A 17,135-nucleotide genomic window follows, 5' to 3' on the forward strand; every position below is an offset into this window, starting at 1 on the left:
CACACCGGATAGGGTGTGCGCGGGTCGATCCTGTCGGCCCCCCTGTGGAGCGCGTAGCCGCGCTCGCGACCGACATCGACGCGGATCGACCTCGTGGTGTTGTGGTTTTCGATACGTGTCCGGTGTTTCCGATCCATCGCCCCGTCGGATTCCGTCGGGCCTGCCCGCCCGTTAGTACGGAGTCCTCTCAGGACAGTTGGTTCGGGGGTTCAGGCATCGGTGCGAGCGCGGGTACGTGCGTTACGCCGCTTGAGGGCGCGACGCTCGTCCTCGCTCATGCCGCCCCATACGCCTGCGTCCTGTCCGGTTTCCAGGGCCCAAGCGAGGCACTCGGAAGTCACCGGGCAACGACGGCAAACAGCCTTCGCTTCGGCGATCTGCAGCAGGGCAGGACCGCTGTTCCCGACGGGGAAGAACAGTTCGGGGTCCTCGTCACGGCAAACCGCGCGTTCGCGCCAGTCCATCGTCCTTGCTCCTCGCTAGGCACGCCGATGCGTGCCGCTCGTTGGTTCGGGGTGTTTGTGAATGCTTTCACGGAGTCCGTGCGCTTGTGAATACTTTCACGAACTCGCGCAATGTCAAGGGGACGATCACAACCGAGTGAGCGACGTCACCCGGAAGATCGACTGGCCTTGATCTGGGGGTGGAGGTCATCGGGTGCGGCGCAGCCGACCCGCGTGACAAGTCCGTTGTGCGAATTATTCGACGACGTGGAGAGCGTTCGGAACCGACTCGAAATCGATCGTTGAAAGCTCGCCGAGGGAGTCGCCGTCCACTTGAACCCGCAACGGCTCCCGACAGACTACTCGTAAGTGCCCGGTGTTCGCACGCCTGAACAAAGTTTTTCCGTGTGGTTTAGCTCTATCGCGGAGCATTTGCACTACATGTCGTGACACGGCGTGAGGGAGCATGCTCCGGAGGGCGAATATGCCGATGCCCGTATCGAAGCTGGTCTCGGGGTTCGTGTGTACTGCTCTGCGCCCGAGGTAGGTCCACGGATCCGCGTTCGAAATCATGGCCGCGTGTACCCCGACGACGGGATCTTCGTCGTCGATGTGCACGGTCAGTAGTGGTTCGCGGTGGATCGAGCTCAGGTAACAGGCCATGGCGGCCCGGGAGTAGAGCCAGGGAGTCACCCTGCGGCCGCTGTCGCGCAGCCGTTCCACCTCGGCCACCACGTCGGCGTCCAGCCCCACGCCGGCGTTGAAGGTGAACCAGCGCCCGTTGGCCCTGCCGAGGCCCAACCAGCGTCCGCGTCGCTCCTCGACGGCGTGCAGCAGGCGGTGCGCCGCCTCGAGCGGATCGCGGGGGATCCCCAGCGCGCCCGCGAAGACGTTGGCCGAGCCCCCGGGGATCACGGACAGGCTCGGACGCCCTTCCGCGCGAGCGGGCTCCGCGCGCAGCATCCCGTTGACGACCTCGTTCACGGTGCCGTCGCCGCCGTGCACCACGACCAGGTCGAAATCCTCGCGGGTGGCTCGGGAACCGGTGTCGGCGGCGTGGCCGCGGTAGCGGGTCTCGACGAGTTCGAGTTCGGTCGCGTCGGCCAGAGCGTATGCGAGTACGTCCCGGCCCGCGGAACTGGTTGAGGTCGCCTCCGGGTTGACTACGAGAACAGCGCGCACACCCGAAGCCTAGTCACACCGTTGCCCGATCTCACCCGACCGGTGAACTCGGGTGGCCCTTTCGAGGGGCGAACCCCGCTCCGAGGTACCGGGCACCGTGCGGTCGGTCCGCACCCCCGTCGCCCCGAGCAGCGGTCGAGGTGTGGCGATCGGGCGGTATTACCATCGAAAGTGGGTACGTAGTGTGACCATCAGCGCGTTTAGCAGGAAAGAGGCCGTCGTGTCGGCAACGCCAGCCCCTCGTACAGTCCGCTTCGCCGGTGTGGTGACCGTTGTGCAGGCGGTCGCCGGCCTCACCTTCGTCGCAGCGCTGCTGGTCCGCGCCGCGCAGGCCGACATGGGCTCGGTCGGCTCGCTCACCCGGGGGTCGACCTACGGGGAGGCGGGCTACTTCGGTCTGATCTCGTTGGGCGTGCTCGCGGCCGGGGTGGGGTTGCTGCGCAGCAAGCACTGGGCCCGCACCCCCGTGCTGTTGCTCCAACTGCTGCTGCTGGGCGTGGCGTGGTTCGCGATGGGGCCTTCGGACAGCCCGCTGATGGCCTTCGTCTTCGCCGTGCCCGCGGTGTTCGTGCTGTGGTGCCTGTTCAACCGCGCCGGCCGTGAGTGGTGGATGAGCTCGAGGATCGCTCCCGACTCGAACAGCGGTTGAGGCCCTTCCGGAACGGTTCGTTCGGCGGCGGCTTCCGAGTTCGTCCTTCGGCGCTGACAGCGCCCCCTCGATCAGCCGGTGCCGCCGCGGGTTCTCCCGTGGTGCTCTCGCGAGGACGGTCCCGACGGCGTGCAGAACCGCTGCCCGATGCCGGGGTACCCGCTCACGAGCCCGCGAGCGGTCCCTCCCGCGGGGGGACCACCCGAGCGAACCGAGCCGCCGCCCCCTCTAACGGCGTTGACCGGTCGGGGCGCCTCCTTCTCCGCGATTGTCCGCGGGGAGACTCCGCGGGTTCGCCGTGGCCCAGTTCTCGGCTATGCGGGCCAGCGCCCCGGGCTTGTCCCAGTCCGAGGGATTGGCCGGAATGGTCGCCAGCCACGTGTCCCGGTCCTGCGCGGGGTCCTCGGAAGGGCGGTCGGCGATCGAGAAGTGCTTGGGGCGGGTCACTTCGATGAACGGATTTCCCTCGACGACGTAACCGCGTTTGACCGCGATCTCCCGGTCCCCCTGCGCCCAGCGGAAGGTCAGCCCGTGGTTGAAGTACCTGCTGATCGGGCGAGTGGGCATGGTGACACCTCGTGTGGTGGTGCGCTCCGTGTGACCTTGGCAGACTATCTTGGCAACGCCCGCGTGAAATCCGTCAACCGTGGGCCATTCGTTCGAGTGGACCCTCCGCCAAGCGGAAGACGGTCCACTCGTCCATGGCGACGGCCCCGATGGACTCGTAGAACTCGATCGCCGGACGGTTCCAGTCCAGCACCCACCACTCGAGCCGGGAGTAGCCGCGGCGCACGCATTCCGCGGCGAGCGTGGCCAGCAGTGCTCTCCCCAGTCCGTGTCGCCGGTGTCCGGGCTCCACGTAGAGGTCCTCCAGGTAGATTCCGTGCGTCCCGCGCCAGGTGGAGAAGTTGAGGAACCACAGGGTGAAGCCGACGACTCTCCCGTCGGCCTCGGCGACGTGCCCGTACAGCGCGGGGCGCGGCCCGAACAGCGCGGCCTCGAGCTGCTCGGCGGTGAGCTCGCACTCCTGGGGTGCCTTCTCGTACTCGGCCAGTTCGTGCACCAGCCGTACGACGTCGGCGACGTCGTCCGGTGTCGTTTCCCGAATACGTGGATCAGAATGTTCCCGCACACGGACAGGTTAGGTGCCCGCGCGGATCGGGCGAGCACCAGCTCGGTCGGGTGGCGGAGCGGGGGGACGCCTCGGCGGGAGGTCCCGGCGTCCCGGCCGGGACGAAAAAACGGCGCCGACCGACGAGAGCTCGTCGATCAGCGCCGTTCTCAGGACCGGGGGGTCAGCCCTTCTTGGTCTCCCAGAAGATCTTGTCGACCTCCGCGATGTAGTCCAGCAGCTCCTGACCCGTCGACGGGTCCATCGAGCCCTTGGTCCCCGCCGCACCCGCGGCCTTGGTGGCCTTGTTCACCAGCTCGTGCAGCTGCGGGTACTTCTCGAAGTGGTGAGGCTTGAAGTAGTCGGTCCACAGTACCCACAGGTGGTGCTTGACCAGCTCCGAGCGCTGCTCGGCGATGTTGATCGCGCGAGTGCGGAACTCGGGGTCCTCATTGTTCTGGTACTTCTCCTGGATGGCCTTGACGGACTCGGCCTCGATCCGCGCCTGGGCCGGGTCGTAGACCCCGCACGGCAGGTCACAGTGCGCGGTCGCTTCCAGACGCGGGCCGAGAAGCCGCGACAGGAGTCGCATACTTCCTCCCTGACAGTGACAGTGAATGCTCCGACGGGGCCGACCCTACTCCGTTACGATCGTTCTTGTCTTACGGAGGTGGGTGTGAGTTCGCTCGGTCGCCTGAGGTGGCGCAGGTTGCGAGTGCGGGGGGCTTCGATGGCCCCTACACTGCGGGACGGCGACATCGTGCTGCTCAAGCTGCGGAGCGAACCGGCGCCGGGCGATGTGGTTCTGGTGCGGTGGTCCTCCCGCCCCGAACAGCTTTCGGTCAAACGCGCGGTGTGCCGGCAGGACGGTGGCTGGCACGTGACCGGCGACCACACGGAGGCGTCCACGGACTCCAGGAAGCTCGGGCCCGCCGAGGTGCTCGGGGTGCTGCACTGGCGGCTCGTTCCCCGCCCCGGACGAATACGCTGAGTGACCGAGAGTTCGTTCGATATCATCACATCGTATGTGATTGATTCGGATCGATGGGCCGGGCGGGCAGCGGCGTTCCAGGATGCCCCCGATGGATTCCTATTCGTTCTCCCGGAGACGCCTGCTCGGGCTCACCGCCATGGGAACCGCCTCCGCGCTCGGGATCGGGCGGGTGGCCACCGCCGCCGAAACACGTTCGGTGACACCCCCTTCGTTCGTTCCGGCCCTCGTCGTCGGGAGCGGGTACGGAGCCGCGGTGAGCGCGCTGCGACTCGGGTCGGCGGGCGTGTCCACACTGGTGTTGGAAACGGGCCAGCTGTGGAACGAGGCCGGTTCGGACGGTTCGGTCTTCTGCTCCATGGTGGACCCCGACCGCCGTTCCACGTGGTTGCACACGCGTACTCAGGCCCCGTTGGGGACCTTCCTGTGGCTGGACGTGGTCAATCGCGACGTGCCCCGGTACACCGGGGTGCTCGATCGAATGGACCATCCCAACATGTCCGTCTACCAGGGCCGTGGTGTCGGTGGTGGCTCCCTGGTGAACGGCGGGATGGCCGTGGTGCCGGAACGGGAGCACCTCGAACGCGTGCTTCCCGCTGTGTCCTCGGATCCGATGTACGAGCGGTACTTCCCGCGCGCACGCCGCATGCTGGGGGTAAACCGGGTATCGGAGGACTGGTTCGAGGGCGCTGAGTGCTATCGCTACGCCCGCGTCGCGAGGCGGCACGCCGCCAACGCCGGTCTGGGCTCGACCCTCGTGCCGAACGTCTACGACTTCGACTACATGCGGCGCGAGGCCGCCGGGGAGGTTCCGGCCTCCGCCCTGGCCGCCGAGGTGCTCTACGGGAACAACCACGGCAAGCGCAGTCTCGATCAGACGTATCTGGCCGACGCGGTCGGTACGGGCAACGTGCGCATCGAGAGCCTGCACCGGGCGCATTCGATACGTCGGGAGTCCGACGGCACGTTCGTCGTCGGAGTGCAGCGGCTCGACGAATTCGGAAACGTGCGCGAGGTGCACGAGATCGGATGTCGGTACCTCTTCCTGGGAGCGGGGAGTCAGGGGACGACCGAGTTGCTGTTGCGCGCGAGGGAGACCGGTGGGCTGCCGGAGTTGAGCGAGCTCGTCGGGCAGGGGTGGGGGACCAACGGCAACGTCATGCTGGGGCGGGCCTGCAACCTGTGGGACCCGACCGGAGCGCTGCAGTCCTCGATCCCGGCGCTGGCCGTCGATGATCCGCACAACGAACACGGCCCGGTCTTCGCCGAGAGCGTTCCGATACCCGCTGGTGTCGAAACCTTCGTGAGCCTGTACTTGGCCATAACCCGGAATCCGGAGCGCGGTCGGTTCGTGTTCGACGAGGACACCGATTCGGTGCGACTTCGCTGGTCATCCGACCAGGGACAGCCCTCGGTGCGAGCCGCGCGGGCCACGTTCGACGGCATCAACCGAGCGAACGGAACGGTCTACCGACACGACCTCTTCGGGGACACCAGGGCTTTCGAGGACCGCTTCACGTATCACCCGCTCGGTGGGTGCGTGCTCGGTTCGGCCACGGACGACCACGGTCGCGTTCGCGGGTACCGCAACCTCTACGTCGTGGACGGTTCGTTGATCCCCGGGTCCACCGGAGTGAATCCGTTCCTGACGATCACCGCTCTGGCCGAGCGCAACGTGGAGCGAATACTTTCCGTGGACGTCGAACACGGCTGAGCGAGCGTGCCCGGGGTGTGCGGGTGAGTGGTTCGCCGGGGCGGGCCCGCCCGGGCGGGCCGGAACTCAACCCGAGGAGCGCAACCGCTCGTAGTGCTCGAGGCAGTCCTGGTAGGAGGGAAGCGTGCCCGCCGCGGCGGCCTCGGCGAGGGTGGGCGCGTTCCGGTCCTTTTCGGACAGAACCGGTTCGGCGTCCAGCTCGTCCCACGGCAGGGCGAGTTCGGGGTCGAGCGGGGTGACGGCGTGCTCGGCCCGCGGGTTGTAGGGAGTCGAGCACAGGTAGATCATCACGGTGTCGTCCTCCAGGGCGGCGAAGGCGTGCCCGAGCCCTTCCGCCAGGTAGACGGCGTTGTACCGCTCGGAGTCCAGGTGGATCGCCTCCCAGCGCCCGAACGTGGGAGACCCGGTGCGGACGTCCACGATCACGTCCAGCAGGCTCCCGCGCGCGCAGTAGACGTACTTGGCCTGTCCCGGGGGGACGTCGGCGAAGTGGAGCCCGCGGATGACTCCCCGGCCGGAAACGCTGTTGTTGATCTGGGCCAGGGGCATGTGGTGCCCGGCCGTTCCCGTGAAGGGGTCCTGCTGGAACGGCGCGACGAACAGTCCGCGGTGATCGGGGAAAACCGGGGGGGTGAACTCGATGGCGCCGCTGATCTCCGTGTGACGTGCTTGCACGACGGCAAGCCTAGACGGCCTCGCCGGAAGCGCGAGCACGGCTCGCGGGGTGGGGAGCGCCCGGCAGGCAGCGGGCCCGATCCGGGCGCGCTTCGTGTCGCCCCGAACTCGATCCGTGCGGGGGAGAATCGGAAATTATGTTGACAATTTGTTGAATTTGCTGCTGGGCTGTGACCCCAGTCGCAGACAGGCGCGGTGCGGGCTGGCACACTCGTCGAACCGCAGCGTCCGCCGAGCCGCTGCCCGAACCGGGTAGTCAGTCTCGGTCGCCCCTAGGCGCCACCCGAGGGCACCAGCCCGTCGAGTGCCGCGTCGCCCATCTGCCGGCGGGAGGTTCGCTCCGGCCGGCCAGGTCAAGGCAACAGGAGGGACGCCGTGACCACCGTTAGTGATCAAGAGAACACGCCCGATTCGACGAGAATGCCCACCCCGGCGAGCGCGGAACCGACCGCCGAGGAGATCTTCCGCGCGCACGAGGGCGGCAAGTTGTCCGTCACGCCCTCCGCGGCGTTGACGACCCCCCGTGACCTCTCGATCGCCTACACGCCCGGCGTGGCCAAGGTCAGTCGGGCGATCTCCGCGGACGAGGCGCTGGCCGCGCGCTACACCTGGACGAACCAGCTGGTCGCGGTGGTCAGCGACGGAACCGCGGTGCTGGGACTCGGGGACATAGGCCCGCGCGCCTCCCTGCCCGTCATGGAGGGGAAGGCCGCGCTGTTCAAGTCCTTCGCCGACCTGGACTCCTTCCCCCTGGTGCTGGACACCACCGACAACGACGAGATCGTCGACACCCTGGTGCGGCTGCGCCCGTCGTTCGGAGCCGTCAACCTGGAGGACGTCGCCGCGCCGCGCTGCTTCGATCTCGAACGTCGGCTGATCGAGGCGCTGGACTGCCCGGTCATGCACGACGACCAGCACGGGACCGCCGTGGTCACCCTGGCCGCGCTGCGCAACGCCTGCGAGCTCTCCGGGCGGGAGCTCGGCTCGCTGCGGGTCGTGATCTCCGGGGCGGGCGCGGCGGGAGTCGCCTGCGCCGAGATCCTCGACGCGGCCGGTGCCGGCGAGGTCGTCGTCGCCGACTCGCGCGGTGTGATCCACGAGGGCAGGGACAACCTCACGCCGATCAAGAGCGAGCTGGCGCGGCGCACGAACCCGCGCGGGGTCACGGGCGGGCTGGACGAAGCGCTGCGGGGAGCCGACGTCCTGATCGGGGTCTCCGCGGGCACCATCCCCGAGCAGCAGGTGGCCACCATGGCCGAGAACGCCATCGTGTTCGCGCTGTCCAACCCGGACCCGGAGATTCATCCGGACACGGCTGCCGCGCACGCGTCCGTCGTCGCCACCGGGCGCAGCGACTTTCCCAACCAGATCAACAACGTGCTGGCCTTCCCCGGGATCTTCCGGGGGGCGCTGCAGGCCGGGGCGCGAATGATCAGTGACCGGATGAAGGTCGCCGCCGCCGAGGCCATAGCCGAGGTCGCCGCCGAGGGGCTGGCCACCGACTACATCGTGCCGAGCCCGCTCGATCCCCGTGTGGCCCCCGAAGTCACCCGGGCCGTCGCCGAGGCCGCGCGGTTGGACGGAGTCGCCACGGCCTGAGCGAGCGTCGGGGACCGACTCCGCACCGAGTGCGCGAGCACGTCCGGCCCGGTGGGAGGATTCGCGTCCTCCCGCCGGGCCGGACTTCTTCTCGGAGGGCGTGCTCGATCGGACCGTCCTACGGGGAACCCCCCGGAAGTTCACCGGTGCGATCAGCCCGGCACAGCGTCACATCCTCGGCGAGCGTGCGTCTCACCTTGAGAGTGTTCATTCACGACGGTGACGTCGTGACTGAACTTTTCACCTGAACGCCGGTATGGTCGTAATAACTTGGTGTGCTGTTCACCACGTTTCGAAGTCCGACCGGCCGGGTACGGCGCGAGCGCAGTGGTGATGCGGAGGTTGTTCTTGACCGAACGCGGCAGGCGAACCCGGCGTGTGCCCGGAGCGCCCCTCTCCGTCGACGACGCCGAGGTGATCGACCCGGACGTCGTGGAGTCCTCGCACACGGTCGTCGAATCTTTGCCGGACGCTCCCGCGCTGCTCAGCACTTCCGACGGCGTCGTGCTGCGCGCAACCGAGCAGGCGGCGCTGCTGTTGGGAATGGACTCCGGAGGTGAACTGCTCGGAAGCAGGATCACGGAGCTGATGCTGGTCGAAGGGGAGTTCGCACGACCACGCGGGCACGACTCCCGTCCGTGGTTCCGCGCGTTGAGCTGGTCGCACCAGCAGAACCCGCTGTTGACCGTGACGCTGCTGGTCGACGTCTCCGACCTGATGACTCCGACGGCGAGCCTGCTGGCCTACGAGCGCCGCAAGCTGCAGAACGCTCAGCGTGCCGCGCGGATGGGTACCTGGGAGTGGGATCCGCGGACCAACAACACCCGCCTGTCGGAGATGTTCTTCGAGATCACCGGGACCCCGCCGAGCACGGGGACGACCTTCGAGCACTACCTGGACCACATTCACCCCGAGGACCGCTCCCGGGTGGCGGCGTGCTGGAACCAGCTCGCGGAGGAGCACACGCCCATGGAGGTGGAGCACCGCTACATCCGCCCGGACGGGGCGATGCGCATTCTGCTCTGCCACGGGGGCGTCGCCGACGACGGGGAGGGACGTCCCTTGATGGTGGGAACGGCCCAGGACGTCACCGAACAGCGCACGGCGCTGCGCCGGATGGAGAGGTCCAGCCAGCGGTTCACCGACCTGGTCAGCCTCACTCCCGTGGGGATCGGGCTGTTCGACCAGGGCCAGCGACTGGTCGACGCCAACGACGCCCTGTGCGAACTGCTCGGCTACGGCCTGGAGCAGCTGCGCGGGACGAACGCGGTGGGGTTGACCCACCCCGATGACCGGGGGATCGATCTCACCGAGACGGAAACCCGTCGATCGCCGCGGGGACACCGCCGAGCCCCCGTGCAACGGATGCTGGTCCGCTCGGACGGCCAACCGGTCTACTGCGAACTGCACAGCACACCCTCGGTCCAGGACGACGGAACCAGGTTCTGGCTGGTCGTTTTCCAGGACGTGACCGAGCGCCGCCGCAACTCGGAAGCACTGCGTTTCCAGGCCACGCACGACGAACTCACCGGGCTGCCGAACCGGGGCGCGGTCAAGGAGATGCTGGCCGACATGCGGGCGGGCGGTGAATCGGAGCGCAGCGCGGTGCTGTTCTGCGACATCGACAACTTCAAGCGCGTCAACGACTCCCTCGGGCACGACGCCGGGGACGACCTGCTCGTGGCGCTGGCCAGGCGGTTGGAGGGCGGGCTGCCGGACGGTTGCGTGGCCGCGCGCATCTCGGGTGACGAGTTCGTGGTCATCTGCGTCGACGTGGACGTCGTCGGGGGGACCGGTGCGCTGGCCACCCGGGTCTCCGGGCTGTTGAACACGGCCGTTCCGGTGCGTGACCAGCTGGTGCGTGTCTCGGCCTCCGTCGGGGCGGCGGTGCCCGACGGGAGCGACACCGACGGCAACGATCTGCTCAGGTTCGCCGACGCCGCGATGTTCGAGGCCAAGGGCACCGGTCCCGGGCGGGTCTCGCTGGCCGGTCCCGCCCTGATGGCCTCGGCCAACAGCCAGCTGCACCTGGAGGGCCAGCTCAGGGAGGCGCTGCACCGGGACCAGCTGACCCTGCACTACCAGCCGGTGGTGAACTCGGAGGGGACCGTGGTCAGCGCGGAGGCGCTGCTGCGCTGGCCGCACCCGGAACGCGGGATGCTGACGCCCGGGGCTTTCCTGCCCGTGGCCGATCAGGGCGGCCTGCTGCGGGAGATCGACCGCTGGGTGCTGCGCAGGGCGCTGCGGGAGGCGGCAGGCTGGCCGGACGGCGCGGCCGGTCCGGTTTCGGTGGCCGTCAACCTGGGGGGACTGGTTCCCGGGGACCACGACTTCGTCGACTACGTGACCGACTGCGTCGCGGAGGCGGGCATCGACTGGAGCCGGGTCGTGCTGGAGCTCGTGGAGACCGCGCTGGTGGACCTGCCCTCGCGTCCCCGGAGCGCGATGCAGGCCCTGGTCGGCCGGGGCGCGCGGTTCGCCGTCGACGATTTCGGGACGGGCTTCTCCTCGCTGGCGCGGTTGAAGGACCTGCCCGCGCAGATCATCAAGGTCGACCGGAAGTTCGTTTCCGAGATCCACTCGGACAGCTGCGACTTCGCCGTGGCCAAGGCCGTCGTCGACATGGCCTCCGCCATAGGGCGTGAGTGCGTGGCCGAGGGCGTGGAGAACGCCGAGCAGTTCGAGACGCTCACCGGGACCGGTGTGGACAGCTACCAGGGGTGGTTCTTCTCGCACCCGGTCCCGGCGAACGAGTTCCGCTCGATGCTCGCCACGGGAAGGTTCCGCCGAGCGACCACCTAGGGACGCGAAGCCCCGAAACGTCAGACGCCTTCGCTGTGCAGCAGCGCACTCAACCGGTGCCGCGGCAGGTCGATCAGCCGCAGTCCGAGGTCGGCGGTGTCGGCGACCAGAGCGGCGACGTGCTCGGCGGCCTCCCGCTTGGTCAGCTGCGCGTCCGAGTGCGCGATCAGCGCCTCGCGCCAGGTGTTGGCGATCTTGCCGTGCGCCCGGTGCAGCAGGTACCCGGCGATCCCGCCTTCCGCGCCGTTCGTCGTCGCGACCACCACCGCGTGGGTGGCGTCCGGGCTGCTGCGGTGGAACCGCAGCGTGTACTTCGCCCCGATCACGTGCGTGAGCGCGTGCTGCGCGTGCTCGCTGGTGATGTCGGGGTGGCGGTTGTCGACGAGGAAGGCGACCTTCTCGGCGTTGCAGGCCAGCAGCATCCGCAGCAGCCAGGGCCCCGGGTCGGCCCGCAGGTCGAACACGGCCACGTCGTCGGCCGCGCGCAGCGGTCGCTGCCAGCCCACGGGACGCAGGCTCCGCACCGTCGTTCCGGTGACGGTGCCGATCCCCTCCAGCAGTTCCGGGGAGGCGTCCCCGGTGGTGCCCTCCACGGCCTGCGGACCGTGGGTGTAGATCGTCTGCTTCTGCCGTCCGGCGGACTTCCGCGCCCGTCCGGTCGGCTGGCACACGTACAGGTCGCTGGTGCTGCCGATGGCCTGGGCGCCCTCGTACTCGTTCAGGTCGGCGACGATGCTCTCGAACACGAACCCGAGCCGCAGCAGTTCCTGCTGCACCTTGTGCCCGAGTGCCGGGCTGCGAGAGCTGAAGCCGTAGGCCAGCAGCAGCCTGCTGGTGCTGGAGGACATGGCCTCGAGGGCGCGTGCGCCGAACAGCCCCACCCCCTCCGGGGTGTACGGGGGGTCGGTGAAGACCAGGTCGAACCCCGCGGCCAGCGAGGGCGGCAGGCCGAACCGCAGGTCGGCGTGCACGGTGTGCACGGCGAGGCCGTGCTCGGCCGCCATCCCGTCGATGTGGGCGAGGATGCGCTCGTCGATGTCGACCACGGTGGCGCGCAGGCCGGGGACGAGCAGGCAGCCGGCCAGCGAGGTCAGGTCGTGGTCGCCGAGCAGCAGCAGCCTGGCTTCGTCCAGTTCGTAGTGGTCGCGCAGCCACGTCGCGCGGCGCAGGGCGGTACCGGGGGTCGCCGTCACGTGGTCCAGCGCGGCGGCGGGTGCGGGGCCGGTGGAGACGAAGCCCTCGAGGAGCTGCTCGATCTCCTCGGTTCCTCCGGCGCTCTCCGCGAACAGGACCCGCTCCCGGTACAGCGGCAGCGCCCGCTCGGCCAGGCGGTAACCCTCCGGTCCGCTCTCGACGTCCTCGCCTGCCAGCCCGATCAGTTCCTCGACGGTGCGGCGCGGTGCCCTGCAGACGCGCACCAGTTCCTGCAGCGAGTGGGGACGCCGGGACATGAGCGCGAAAACCTGCCGCAGCGGGCGTGCGAGCACACCTTCCCGGCGGATCCGTCCGCGGACCGCCTCGACGCTCGCCGTTTCGGGAACGGCCTCGAATTGTGTGCTCATCTCACGTCCCGGAGTCGCGTAGCTGCGCCCGCTCGTTCCAACGGGGTGGGTCCAATTGTCCACAACAGCGGTGGGCGCACACGCGGCGCCCGTTTCGGCGCCGTCCGCACCGGAGGAACGTCCCGGAGACTCGACCGGAAACCTTCTGTCGGGGGATCCGGAACCGGTTACGCAGCGACACGTGGCCACGCGTAAGCCTCATTACATCGCGTGAAACCTCTGATCGGGTTACGCTCGGCGAGGCTTGTGACGGTCGGCGAGTGACCGTCGGTGATCCACGAGGGGGCTCGGTGATCGAGTTCCGAACCGTGCGCAAGCAGTACGACGACGGCGCGGTCGCCGTCCAGGAACTCAGCCTGACCGTTCGGGCGGGGACCGTCACCGCGCTGGTCGGGCCCTCCGGGTGTGGCAAGACCACCTTGCTGCGGATGGTCAACCGCATGATCGAGCCCTCCTCCGGGACGGTGCTGCTCGACGGGCACGACGTCCGCGACTCGGACCCGGCCGTGCTGCGCCGCGGGATCGGGTACGTCATCCAGCAGGCGGGACTGTTCCCGCACCGCACGGTGCGGGACAACGTGGCGACCGTTCCGATGCTGTTCGGGCGTTCCCGCAGGAGGGCGCGGCGCGACGCCGAGGAGCTGATCGAGCGGGTCGGGCTCTCGCGGGAGATGGGCGGGCGCTACCCGAGCCAGCTCTCCGGTGGTCAGCAGCAGCGGGTCGGTGTGGCCCGCGCGCTGGCCGCCGACCCGCCGGTGCTGCTCATGGACGAGCCGTTCAGCGCCGTCGACCCGGTGGTGCGCGCCGGGCTGCAGGACGAGCTGATGCGGCTGCAGGAGGAGCTGGGCAAGACCGTGCTGTTCGTCACGCACGACATCGACGAGGCCATCAAGCTGGGCGACCGGGTGGCGGTGCTGCGGCAGGGTGGCCACCTGGCCCAGTACGCCCCTCCGGAGGAGTTGCTGGCCCGGCCCGCGGACGACTTCGTGACCTCCTTCGTGGGACGCGACCGCGGTTACCGCAGGCTGTCCTTCGTGGATTCCGCGGGGCTGGACCCAGCCCCGGTCGACACGGTCCACATCGGCGACACCAGCGCCGACGTGCCCAGCCGGGCCGAGTGGGTGCTCGCGCTGGACGCGCACGAGCGCCCGCGCGGCTGGCTCCATCCGAACGCGACGGTTCGCGGCCAGCTCACCGAGGACCAGCTGATCGCGGGCGGATCGCTGCACACGCTCGGATCCCCGCTGCGCGGTGCGCTGGACGCGGCGCTGTCCGCCCCGTCGGGGCTCGGGGTGGTCGTCGACGGCGACGGGGGCTTCGTCGGCGTGGTCACCGCCCGGCACGTGCTGGACCTGATCGAGGCCAGGCAGCACCCGGCGCTCACCGAGGGTGCGGCCTAGTGTTCGAGCCACTGGTCCGGTACTTCTCCAGCCCCAGCAACCGGGAGGTGCTGTTCGAGCAGTTCGCCCAGCACGTCTACATGGCGCTGGTGCCGCTGGTGGTCGGTGTGCTGCTCGCGCTGCCGCTCGGGCGGCTGGCCCAGCGCGTCCGCTGGCTGCGCGCCCCGCTGCTCGGCGGCGCGGGCATCGTCTACACGCTGCCCTCGCTGGCCGTTTTCGTGCTGCTTCCGAGCTTGATCGGCACCGGCTACACCTCGCCGTTGAACGTGATCATCGCGCTGACCCTCTACACGGCAGCGCTGCTGGTGCGCCCCGTGCTCGACGCGCTGGAGGCGGTCCCGTCCCACGTGACGACCGCGGCCGAGGCGCTGGGCTACCGCCCGCGGCGCAGGTTCCTGTCCGTCGAGCTGCCGCTGGCCGTGCCCGCGCTGACCTCGGCGGTGCGGGTGGCCTCGGTGAGCAACATCAGCCTGATCAGCGTGGGCGCGCTCATCGGGGTCGGTGGTCTCGGCAGGTTGTTCACGGTGGGCTTCGAACGTCCCGACGTGGTCCAGACGGTCGTCGGGATCGTGGCGACGGTGCTGCTCGCCCTCGCGGTGGACCTGCTGCTGGTCGGGCTCTGGCGGCTGCTGACTCCCTGGGAACGCGCCGGTGGGGCGGTGATCGGCGAGTGATCACCGAGATCCTGGCCTGGCTGACGGATCCGGCCAACTGGAGCGGGGCGGACGGCATTCTCGCCCAGACGTGGCTGCACCTGCTCTACAGCGTCCTAGCCGTGGTCGTGGCCGTGCTCGTCGCGGTGCCACTGGGGCTCTACATCGGACACACCGGGCGCGGTTCGGTGCTCGTGGTCGGTTTCGGCAACGCGATGCGCGCCCTGCCGACGCTCGGGCTGGTGACCCTGCTGGCGATGATGTTCCGGGGGAGCGCAGCGCTGGCCGCGCTGGTGGTCCTGGCGATACCGGCGGTGCTGTCCGGGACCTACTCCGGGGTGCGCGCGGTCCCCGCGCACGCCGTGGACGCTGCCAGGGGCATGGGGATGACCTCGGGCCAGCGACTGTGGAAAGTGGAGCTCCCCAACGCGCTCCCGCTGCTGATGGGCGGGGTGCGCAACGCGATGTTGCAGGTCATGGCGACCACGGCCGTCGCGGCCTACGTCGGTCTCGGCGGGCTGGGTCAGATCCTGATCAGCGGCCAGCAGACCGGTGCCTACGAGCGGATGGCCGGGGCGGCGATCCTGATCGCGCTGCTGGCGGTGCTGACCGACCTGGCCCTGGCCGGGTTCTCGCGGCTGCTCGTGCCGCGCGGTGTGCTGCTCGCCGCGGCGAAGAGCGGGACACGGTCCCGATGGAGGAGGTAACGATGAAGCGGTTGCTCGCACCGGTGCTGGTGCTGGCGACGGCCATGGGGATGCTGGCCGGGTGCTCGGACCCGACGGAGGCGGGTGACGACTCCGGCGGTCCCATCGTGGTCGGTTCGGCGAACTTCAGCGAGAGCCAGCTGTTGATGGAGATCTACGCGGAGGCGCTGCGCGGCGCCGGGGCCGATGTGGAGACGCGGGGGCGCATCGGCGCGCGCGAGGTCTACGTCAAGGCGGTCCGGGACGGGGAGATCTCGGTGATCCCCGAGTACACCGGGAACCTGCTGCGGCACTTCGACGAGCAGGCAGCGGCGACCGGTGCGGATCGCGTCGACTCGGAGCTGCGGAAGAAGCTGCCGGACGGCCTGCGGGTGCTGGAGCGGTCCGCGGCGGAGAACTCCGACGTGCTGGCCGTGACCAGCGAGACCGCGGACAGCGGGCTGCGCTCCATGGCCGACCTGGGGCAGCGGTGCGGCGAGCTGGTTCTGGGCGCGCCCGCCGAGTGGAAACCGCGCTGGAAGCAGCGGATCTCCGAGCTGTACGGCTGCACCTTCTCCGACATCAGGAACCTCCAGTCGGGCAGCGTGCGGGTGCAGGCGCTGACCGAGGGGCGGATCCAGGTGGCGAACCTGTTCAGCACCACGGCGGCGATCGACCGCGAGAACCTGGTCAAGCTGGACGACCCGAAGAACATGTACCCGGCGCAGAACGTGCTGCCGCTGGTGCACCGGGGGGATTTGAACGACGAGCAGCGCAAGGCGCTGAACAAGGTCTCCGAGCGGCTGACCACCGAGGAGCTGACGCGGCTGAACAAGCGGATGTCGGTGGACAAGGCGAATCCGCGGGACCTGGCCAAGGAGTTCGTGAGCGGCCTCGACCTGTGACGCTCCACCACGAGTGAGCGCGTTTCCCCGGCCCGGCGGTTCCCTCCCGCCGGGCCGGCTGGTTTTCCACGCACAAGCGGGCGCGGCGGTCCGTTCGTTCATGCCGCTCGTGCTTCCGGGGTTCTCCGCGTGCCCCGCTGTTCCCAGTTTTAGGCAAAACTGGAGGTTTTCCACACCCGCGGGACCCACGCGAACCACCCCCGGGGAACTTCGCTCAGGACGAGTGCACGGCGGAGGAGGGCCAGTCACCCTCGTCGGCGAAGTACTGGCCCCAGTAGAACGGGTTGAGCTCCCGGAGGGTGCGCACGCTCCACCCGGAGTCGGTTTCCGGGGCGGCCACACCCACCTGGACGTCCGGGCCCCACAGCGCGAGGCGTTCCTGGCAGATTCCGCAGGGTGCCAGCACCGAGAAGCTGTCGTCCTCGTTCCACCTGTTGACGAACACCGAGGCGGTGATCGCGAGTCCCAGCGTGTAGGCCTGGCAGATCGCCCCGGCCTCGGCGCACAGCGTGGCCGCCGCGTTGAGGTTGTCCAGCGCCAAGCTGGTGACGATCCGGCCGTCGTCCAGGTACACCGCCGCGGCCTCGGTTCGATCGCGCCGGTCCATCTGCTCCACGGCCGCGTCCACCAGTTGCTGATCCAAATCCATGCGACAAGTCTGCCCAGTTTTAGGGGTCCTTGCAGAATGATCTTGGTTTGGCAGGGTGGGGTGGGTGGTGATCACGTTCGCTGTGTGAGTGGAGCGTGGGATGGCTCGGGCCAA

17 protein-coding genes are annotated in these 17,135 nt (G+C 69.2%); 9 read left to right on the plus strand and 8 right to left on the minus strand.

Translation table 11 applies throughout. From position 1 onward, the window contains the following. Positions 1–209: 209 nt before the first annotated feature. On the minus strand, positions 210–464 hold the full coding sequence (locus FHR84_RS21695) for a WhiB family transcriptional regulator (RefSeq protein ID WP_017973482.1): 255 nt from the start codon (positions 462–464) through the stop codon (positions 210–212). A gap of 234 nt (positions 465–698) precedes the next feature. After that, complete coding sequence (locus FHR84_RS21700) at positions 699–1,625, minus strand: diacylglycerol kinase family protein (RefSeq protein WP_179537401.1); 927 nt, start codon at positions 1,623–1,625, stop codon at positions 699–701. A 265-nt stretch (positions 1,626–1,890) separates the two neighbouring features. Between FHR84_RS21700 and FHR84_RS21705 the strand changes: the two genes are divergently transcribed. Further along, positions 1,891–2,274: a hypothetical protein gene (locus FHR84_RS21705; RefSeq protein WP_343075374.1), complete on the plus strand. Its 384-nt coding sequence runs from the start codon at positions 1,891–1,893 to the stop codon at positions 2,272–2,274. A 228-nt stretch (positions 2,275–2,502) separates the two neighbouring features. Here the strand turns inward: FHR84_RS21705 and FHR84_RS21710 are convergent, their stop codons facing one another. The 3 genes from FHR84_RS21710 to sodN all read right to left on the minus strand — a co-directional run bounded on the left by FHR84_RS21710 (position 2,503) and on the right by sodN (position 3,977). Further along, complete coding sequence (locus FHR84_RS21710; RefSeq protein ID WP_179537403.1) at positions 2,503–2,841, minus strand: hypothetical protein; 339 nt, start codon at positions 2,839–2,841, stop codon at positions 2,503–2,505. 73 nt (positions 2,842–2,914) lie between these two features. Then, positions 2,915–3,406, minus strand: a complete 492-nt coding sequence (locus FHR84_RS21715) for a GNAT family N-acetyltransferase (protein ID WP_179537404.1) — start codon at positions 3,404–3,406, stop codon at positions 2,915–2,917. 163 nt (positions 3,407–3,569) lie between these two features. Continuing rightward, the gene (gene sodN, locus FHR84_RS21720) at positions 3,570–3,977 is read right to left on the minus strand and encodes a superoxide dismutase, Ni (protein ID WP_017973487.1); all 408 of its coding nucleotides are present in this window, start codon (positions 3,975–3,977) and stop codon (positions 3,570–3,572) included. An 84-nt stretch (positions 3,978–4,061) separates the two neighbouring features. Between sodN and FHR84_RS21725 the strand changes: the two genes are divergently transcribed. Then, positions 4,062–4,376 (plus strand): S26 family signal peptidase, encoded by a 315-nt coding sequence (locus FHR84_RS21725; protein ID WP_179537405.1) that lies wholly within the window; start codon positions 4,062–4,064, stop codon positions 4,374–4,376. 82 nt (positions 4,377–4,458) lie between these two features. After that, positions 4,459–6,090 carry a GMC oxidoreductase gene (locus FHR84_RS21730; RefSeq protein WP_218863668.1) on the plus strand — a complete coding sequence of 544 codons (1,632 nt, stop codon included), beginning with the start codon at positions 4,459–4,461 and terminating at the stop codon, positions 6,088–6,090. A 66-nt stretch (positions 6,091–6,156) separates the two neighbouring features. On the opposite strand, the gene FHR84_RS21735 is transcribed toward FHR84_RS21730, so the two are convergent. Further along, positions 6,157–6,765, minus strand: a complete 609-nt coding sequence (locus tag FHR84_RS21735; RefSeq protein WP_179537407.1) for a dTDP-4-dehydrorhamnose 3,5-epimerase family protein — start codon at positions 6,763–6,765, stop codon at positions 6,157–6,159. 420 nt (positions 6,766–7,185) lie between these two features. Here FHR84_RS21735 and FHR84_RS21740 point away from each other — a divergent pair, with 420 nt between their 5' ends. Beyond that, positions 7,186–8,364, plus strand: coding sequence for an NAD(P)-dependent malic enzyme (locus FHR84_RS21740; RefSeq protein ID WP_179537415.1), 1,179 nt, complete (start codon positions 7,186–7,188; stop codon positions 8,362–8,364). Positions 8,365–8,697: 333 nt separating this feature from the next. Further along, complete coding sequence (locus tag FHR84_RS21745) at positions 8,698–11,166, plus strand: putative bifunctional diguanylate cyclase/phosphodiesterase (protein WP_179537408.1); 2,469 nt, start codon at positions 8,698–8,700, stop codon at positions 11,164–11,166. Between the two features lie 20 nt (positions 11,167–11,186). Here the strand turns inward: FHR84_RS21745 and FHR84_RS21750 are convergent, their stop codons facing one another. Further along, positions 11,187–12,728, minus strand: a complete 1,542-nt coding sequence (locus FHR84_RS21750) for a bis-aminopropyl spermidine synthase family protein (protein WP_179537409.1) — start codon at positions 12,726–12,728, stop codon at positions 11,187–11,189. A gap of 290 nt (positions 12,729–13,018) precedes the next feature. Here FHR84_RS21750 and FHR84_RS21755 point away from each other — a divergent pair, with 290 nt between their 5' ends. From FHR84_RS21755 to FHR84_RS21770, 4 genes are read left to right on the plus strand one after another with little or no spacing between them, the layout of a single operon-like run. After that, the gene (locus FHR84_RS21755; protein ID WP_179537410.1) at positions 13,019–14,128 is read left to right on the plus strand and encodes an ATP-binding cassette domain-containing protein; all 1,110 of its coding nucleotides are present in this window, start codon (positions 13,019–13,021) and stop codon (positions 14,126–14,128) included. Next, positions 14,128–14,802 (plus strand): ABC transporter permease subunit, encoded by a 675-nt coding sequence (locus tag FHR84_RS21760; RefSeq protein WP_179537411.1) that lies wholly within the window; start codon positions 14,128–14,130, stop codon positions 14,800–14,802. The genes FHR84_RS21755 and FHR84_RS21760 overlap by 1 nt, the downstream gene beginning before the upstream one ends. Continuing rightward, the gene (locus tag FHR84_RS21765; RefSeq protein ID WP_179537412.1) at positions 14,799–15,488 is read left to right on the plus strand and encodes an ABC transporter permease subunit; all 690 of its coding nucleotides are present in this window, start codon (positions 14,799–14,801) and stop codon (positions 15,486–15,488) included. The genes FHR84_RS21760 and FHR84_RS21765 overlap by 4 nt, the downstream gene beginning before the upstream one ends. Positions 15,489–15,490: 2 nt before the next feature. Then, positions 15,491–16,372: an ABC transporter substrate-binding protein gene (locus FHR84_RS21770; protein WP_179537413.1), complete on the plus strand. Its 882-nt coding sequence runs from the start codon at positions 15,491–15,493 to the stop codon at positions 16,370–16,372. A 214-nt stretch (positions 16,373–16,586) separates the two neighbouring features. On the opposite strand, the gene FHR84_RS21775 is transcribed toward FHR84_RS21770, so the two are convergent. Further along, positions 16,587–17,021: a cytidine deaminase gene (locus FHR84_RS21775; RefSeq protein ID WP_179537414.1), complete on the minus strand. Its 435-nt coding sequence runs from the start codon at positions 17,019–17,021 to the stop codon at positions 16,587–16,589. Positions 17,022–17,135 lie beyond the last annotated feature (114 nt).

The sequence above is a fragment of the Actinopolyspora biskrensis genome, from assembly GCF_013408175.1.
In the GTDB taxonomy this organism is placed as follows: Bacteria; Actinomycetota; Actinomycetes; order Mycobacteriales; family Pseudonocardiaceae; genus Actinopolyspora; species Actinopolyspora biskrensis.

Excerpts from the sequence above, each read along its gene's own strand:
- FHR84_RS21745 (WP_179537408.1), top strand. The coding sequence starts at position 8,698 with ATGCGGAGGTTGTTCTTGACCGAACGCGGCAGGCGAACCCGGCGTGTG.
- FHR84_RS21770 (WP_179537413.1), top strand. The coding sequence starts at position 15,491 with ATGAAGCGGTTGCTCGCACCGGTGCTGGTGCTGGCGACGGCCATGGGG.
- FHR84_RS21750 (WP_179537409.1), bottom strand. The coding sequence starts at position 12,728 with ATGAGCACACAATTCGAGGCCGTTCCCGAAACGGCGAGCGTCGAGGCG.
- FHR84_RS21730 (WP_218863668.1), top strand. The coding sequence starts at position 4,459 with ATGCCCCCGATGGATTCCTATTCGTTCTCCCGGAGACGCCTGCTCGGG.
- FHR84_RS21775 (WP_179537414.1), bottom strand. The coding sequence starts at position 17,021 with ATGGATTTGGATCAGCAACTGGTGGACGCGGCCGTGGAGCAGATGGAC.
- sodN (WP_017973487.1), bottom strand. The coding sequence starts at position 3,977 with ATGCGACTCCTGTCGCGGCTTCTCGGCCCGCGTCTGGAAGCGACCGCG.
- FHR84_RS21740 (WP_179537415.1), top strand. The coding sequence starts at position 7,186 with ATGCCCACCCCGGCGAGCGCGGAACCGACCGCCGAGGAGATCTTCCGC.
- FHR84_RS21695 (WP_017973482.1), bottom strand. The coding sequence starts at position 464 with ATGGACTGGCGCGAACGCGCGGTTTGCCGTGACGAGGACCCCGAACTG.
- FHR84_RS21710 (WP_179537403.1), bottom strand. The coding sequence starts at position 2,841 with ATGCCCACTCGCCCGATCAGCAGGTACTTCAACCACGGGCTGACCTTC.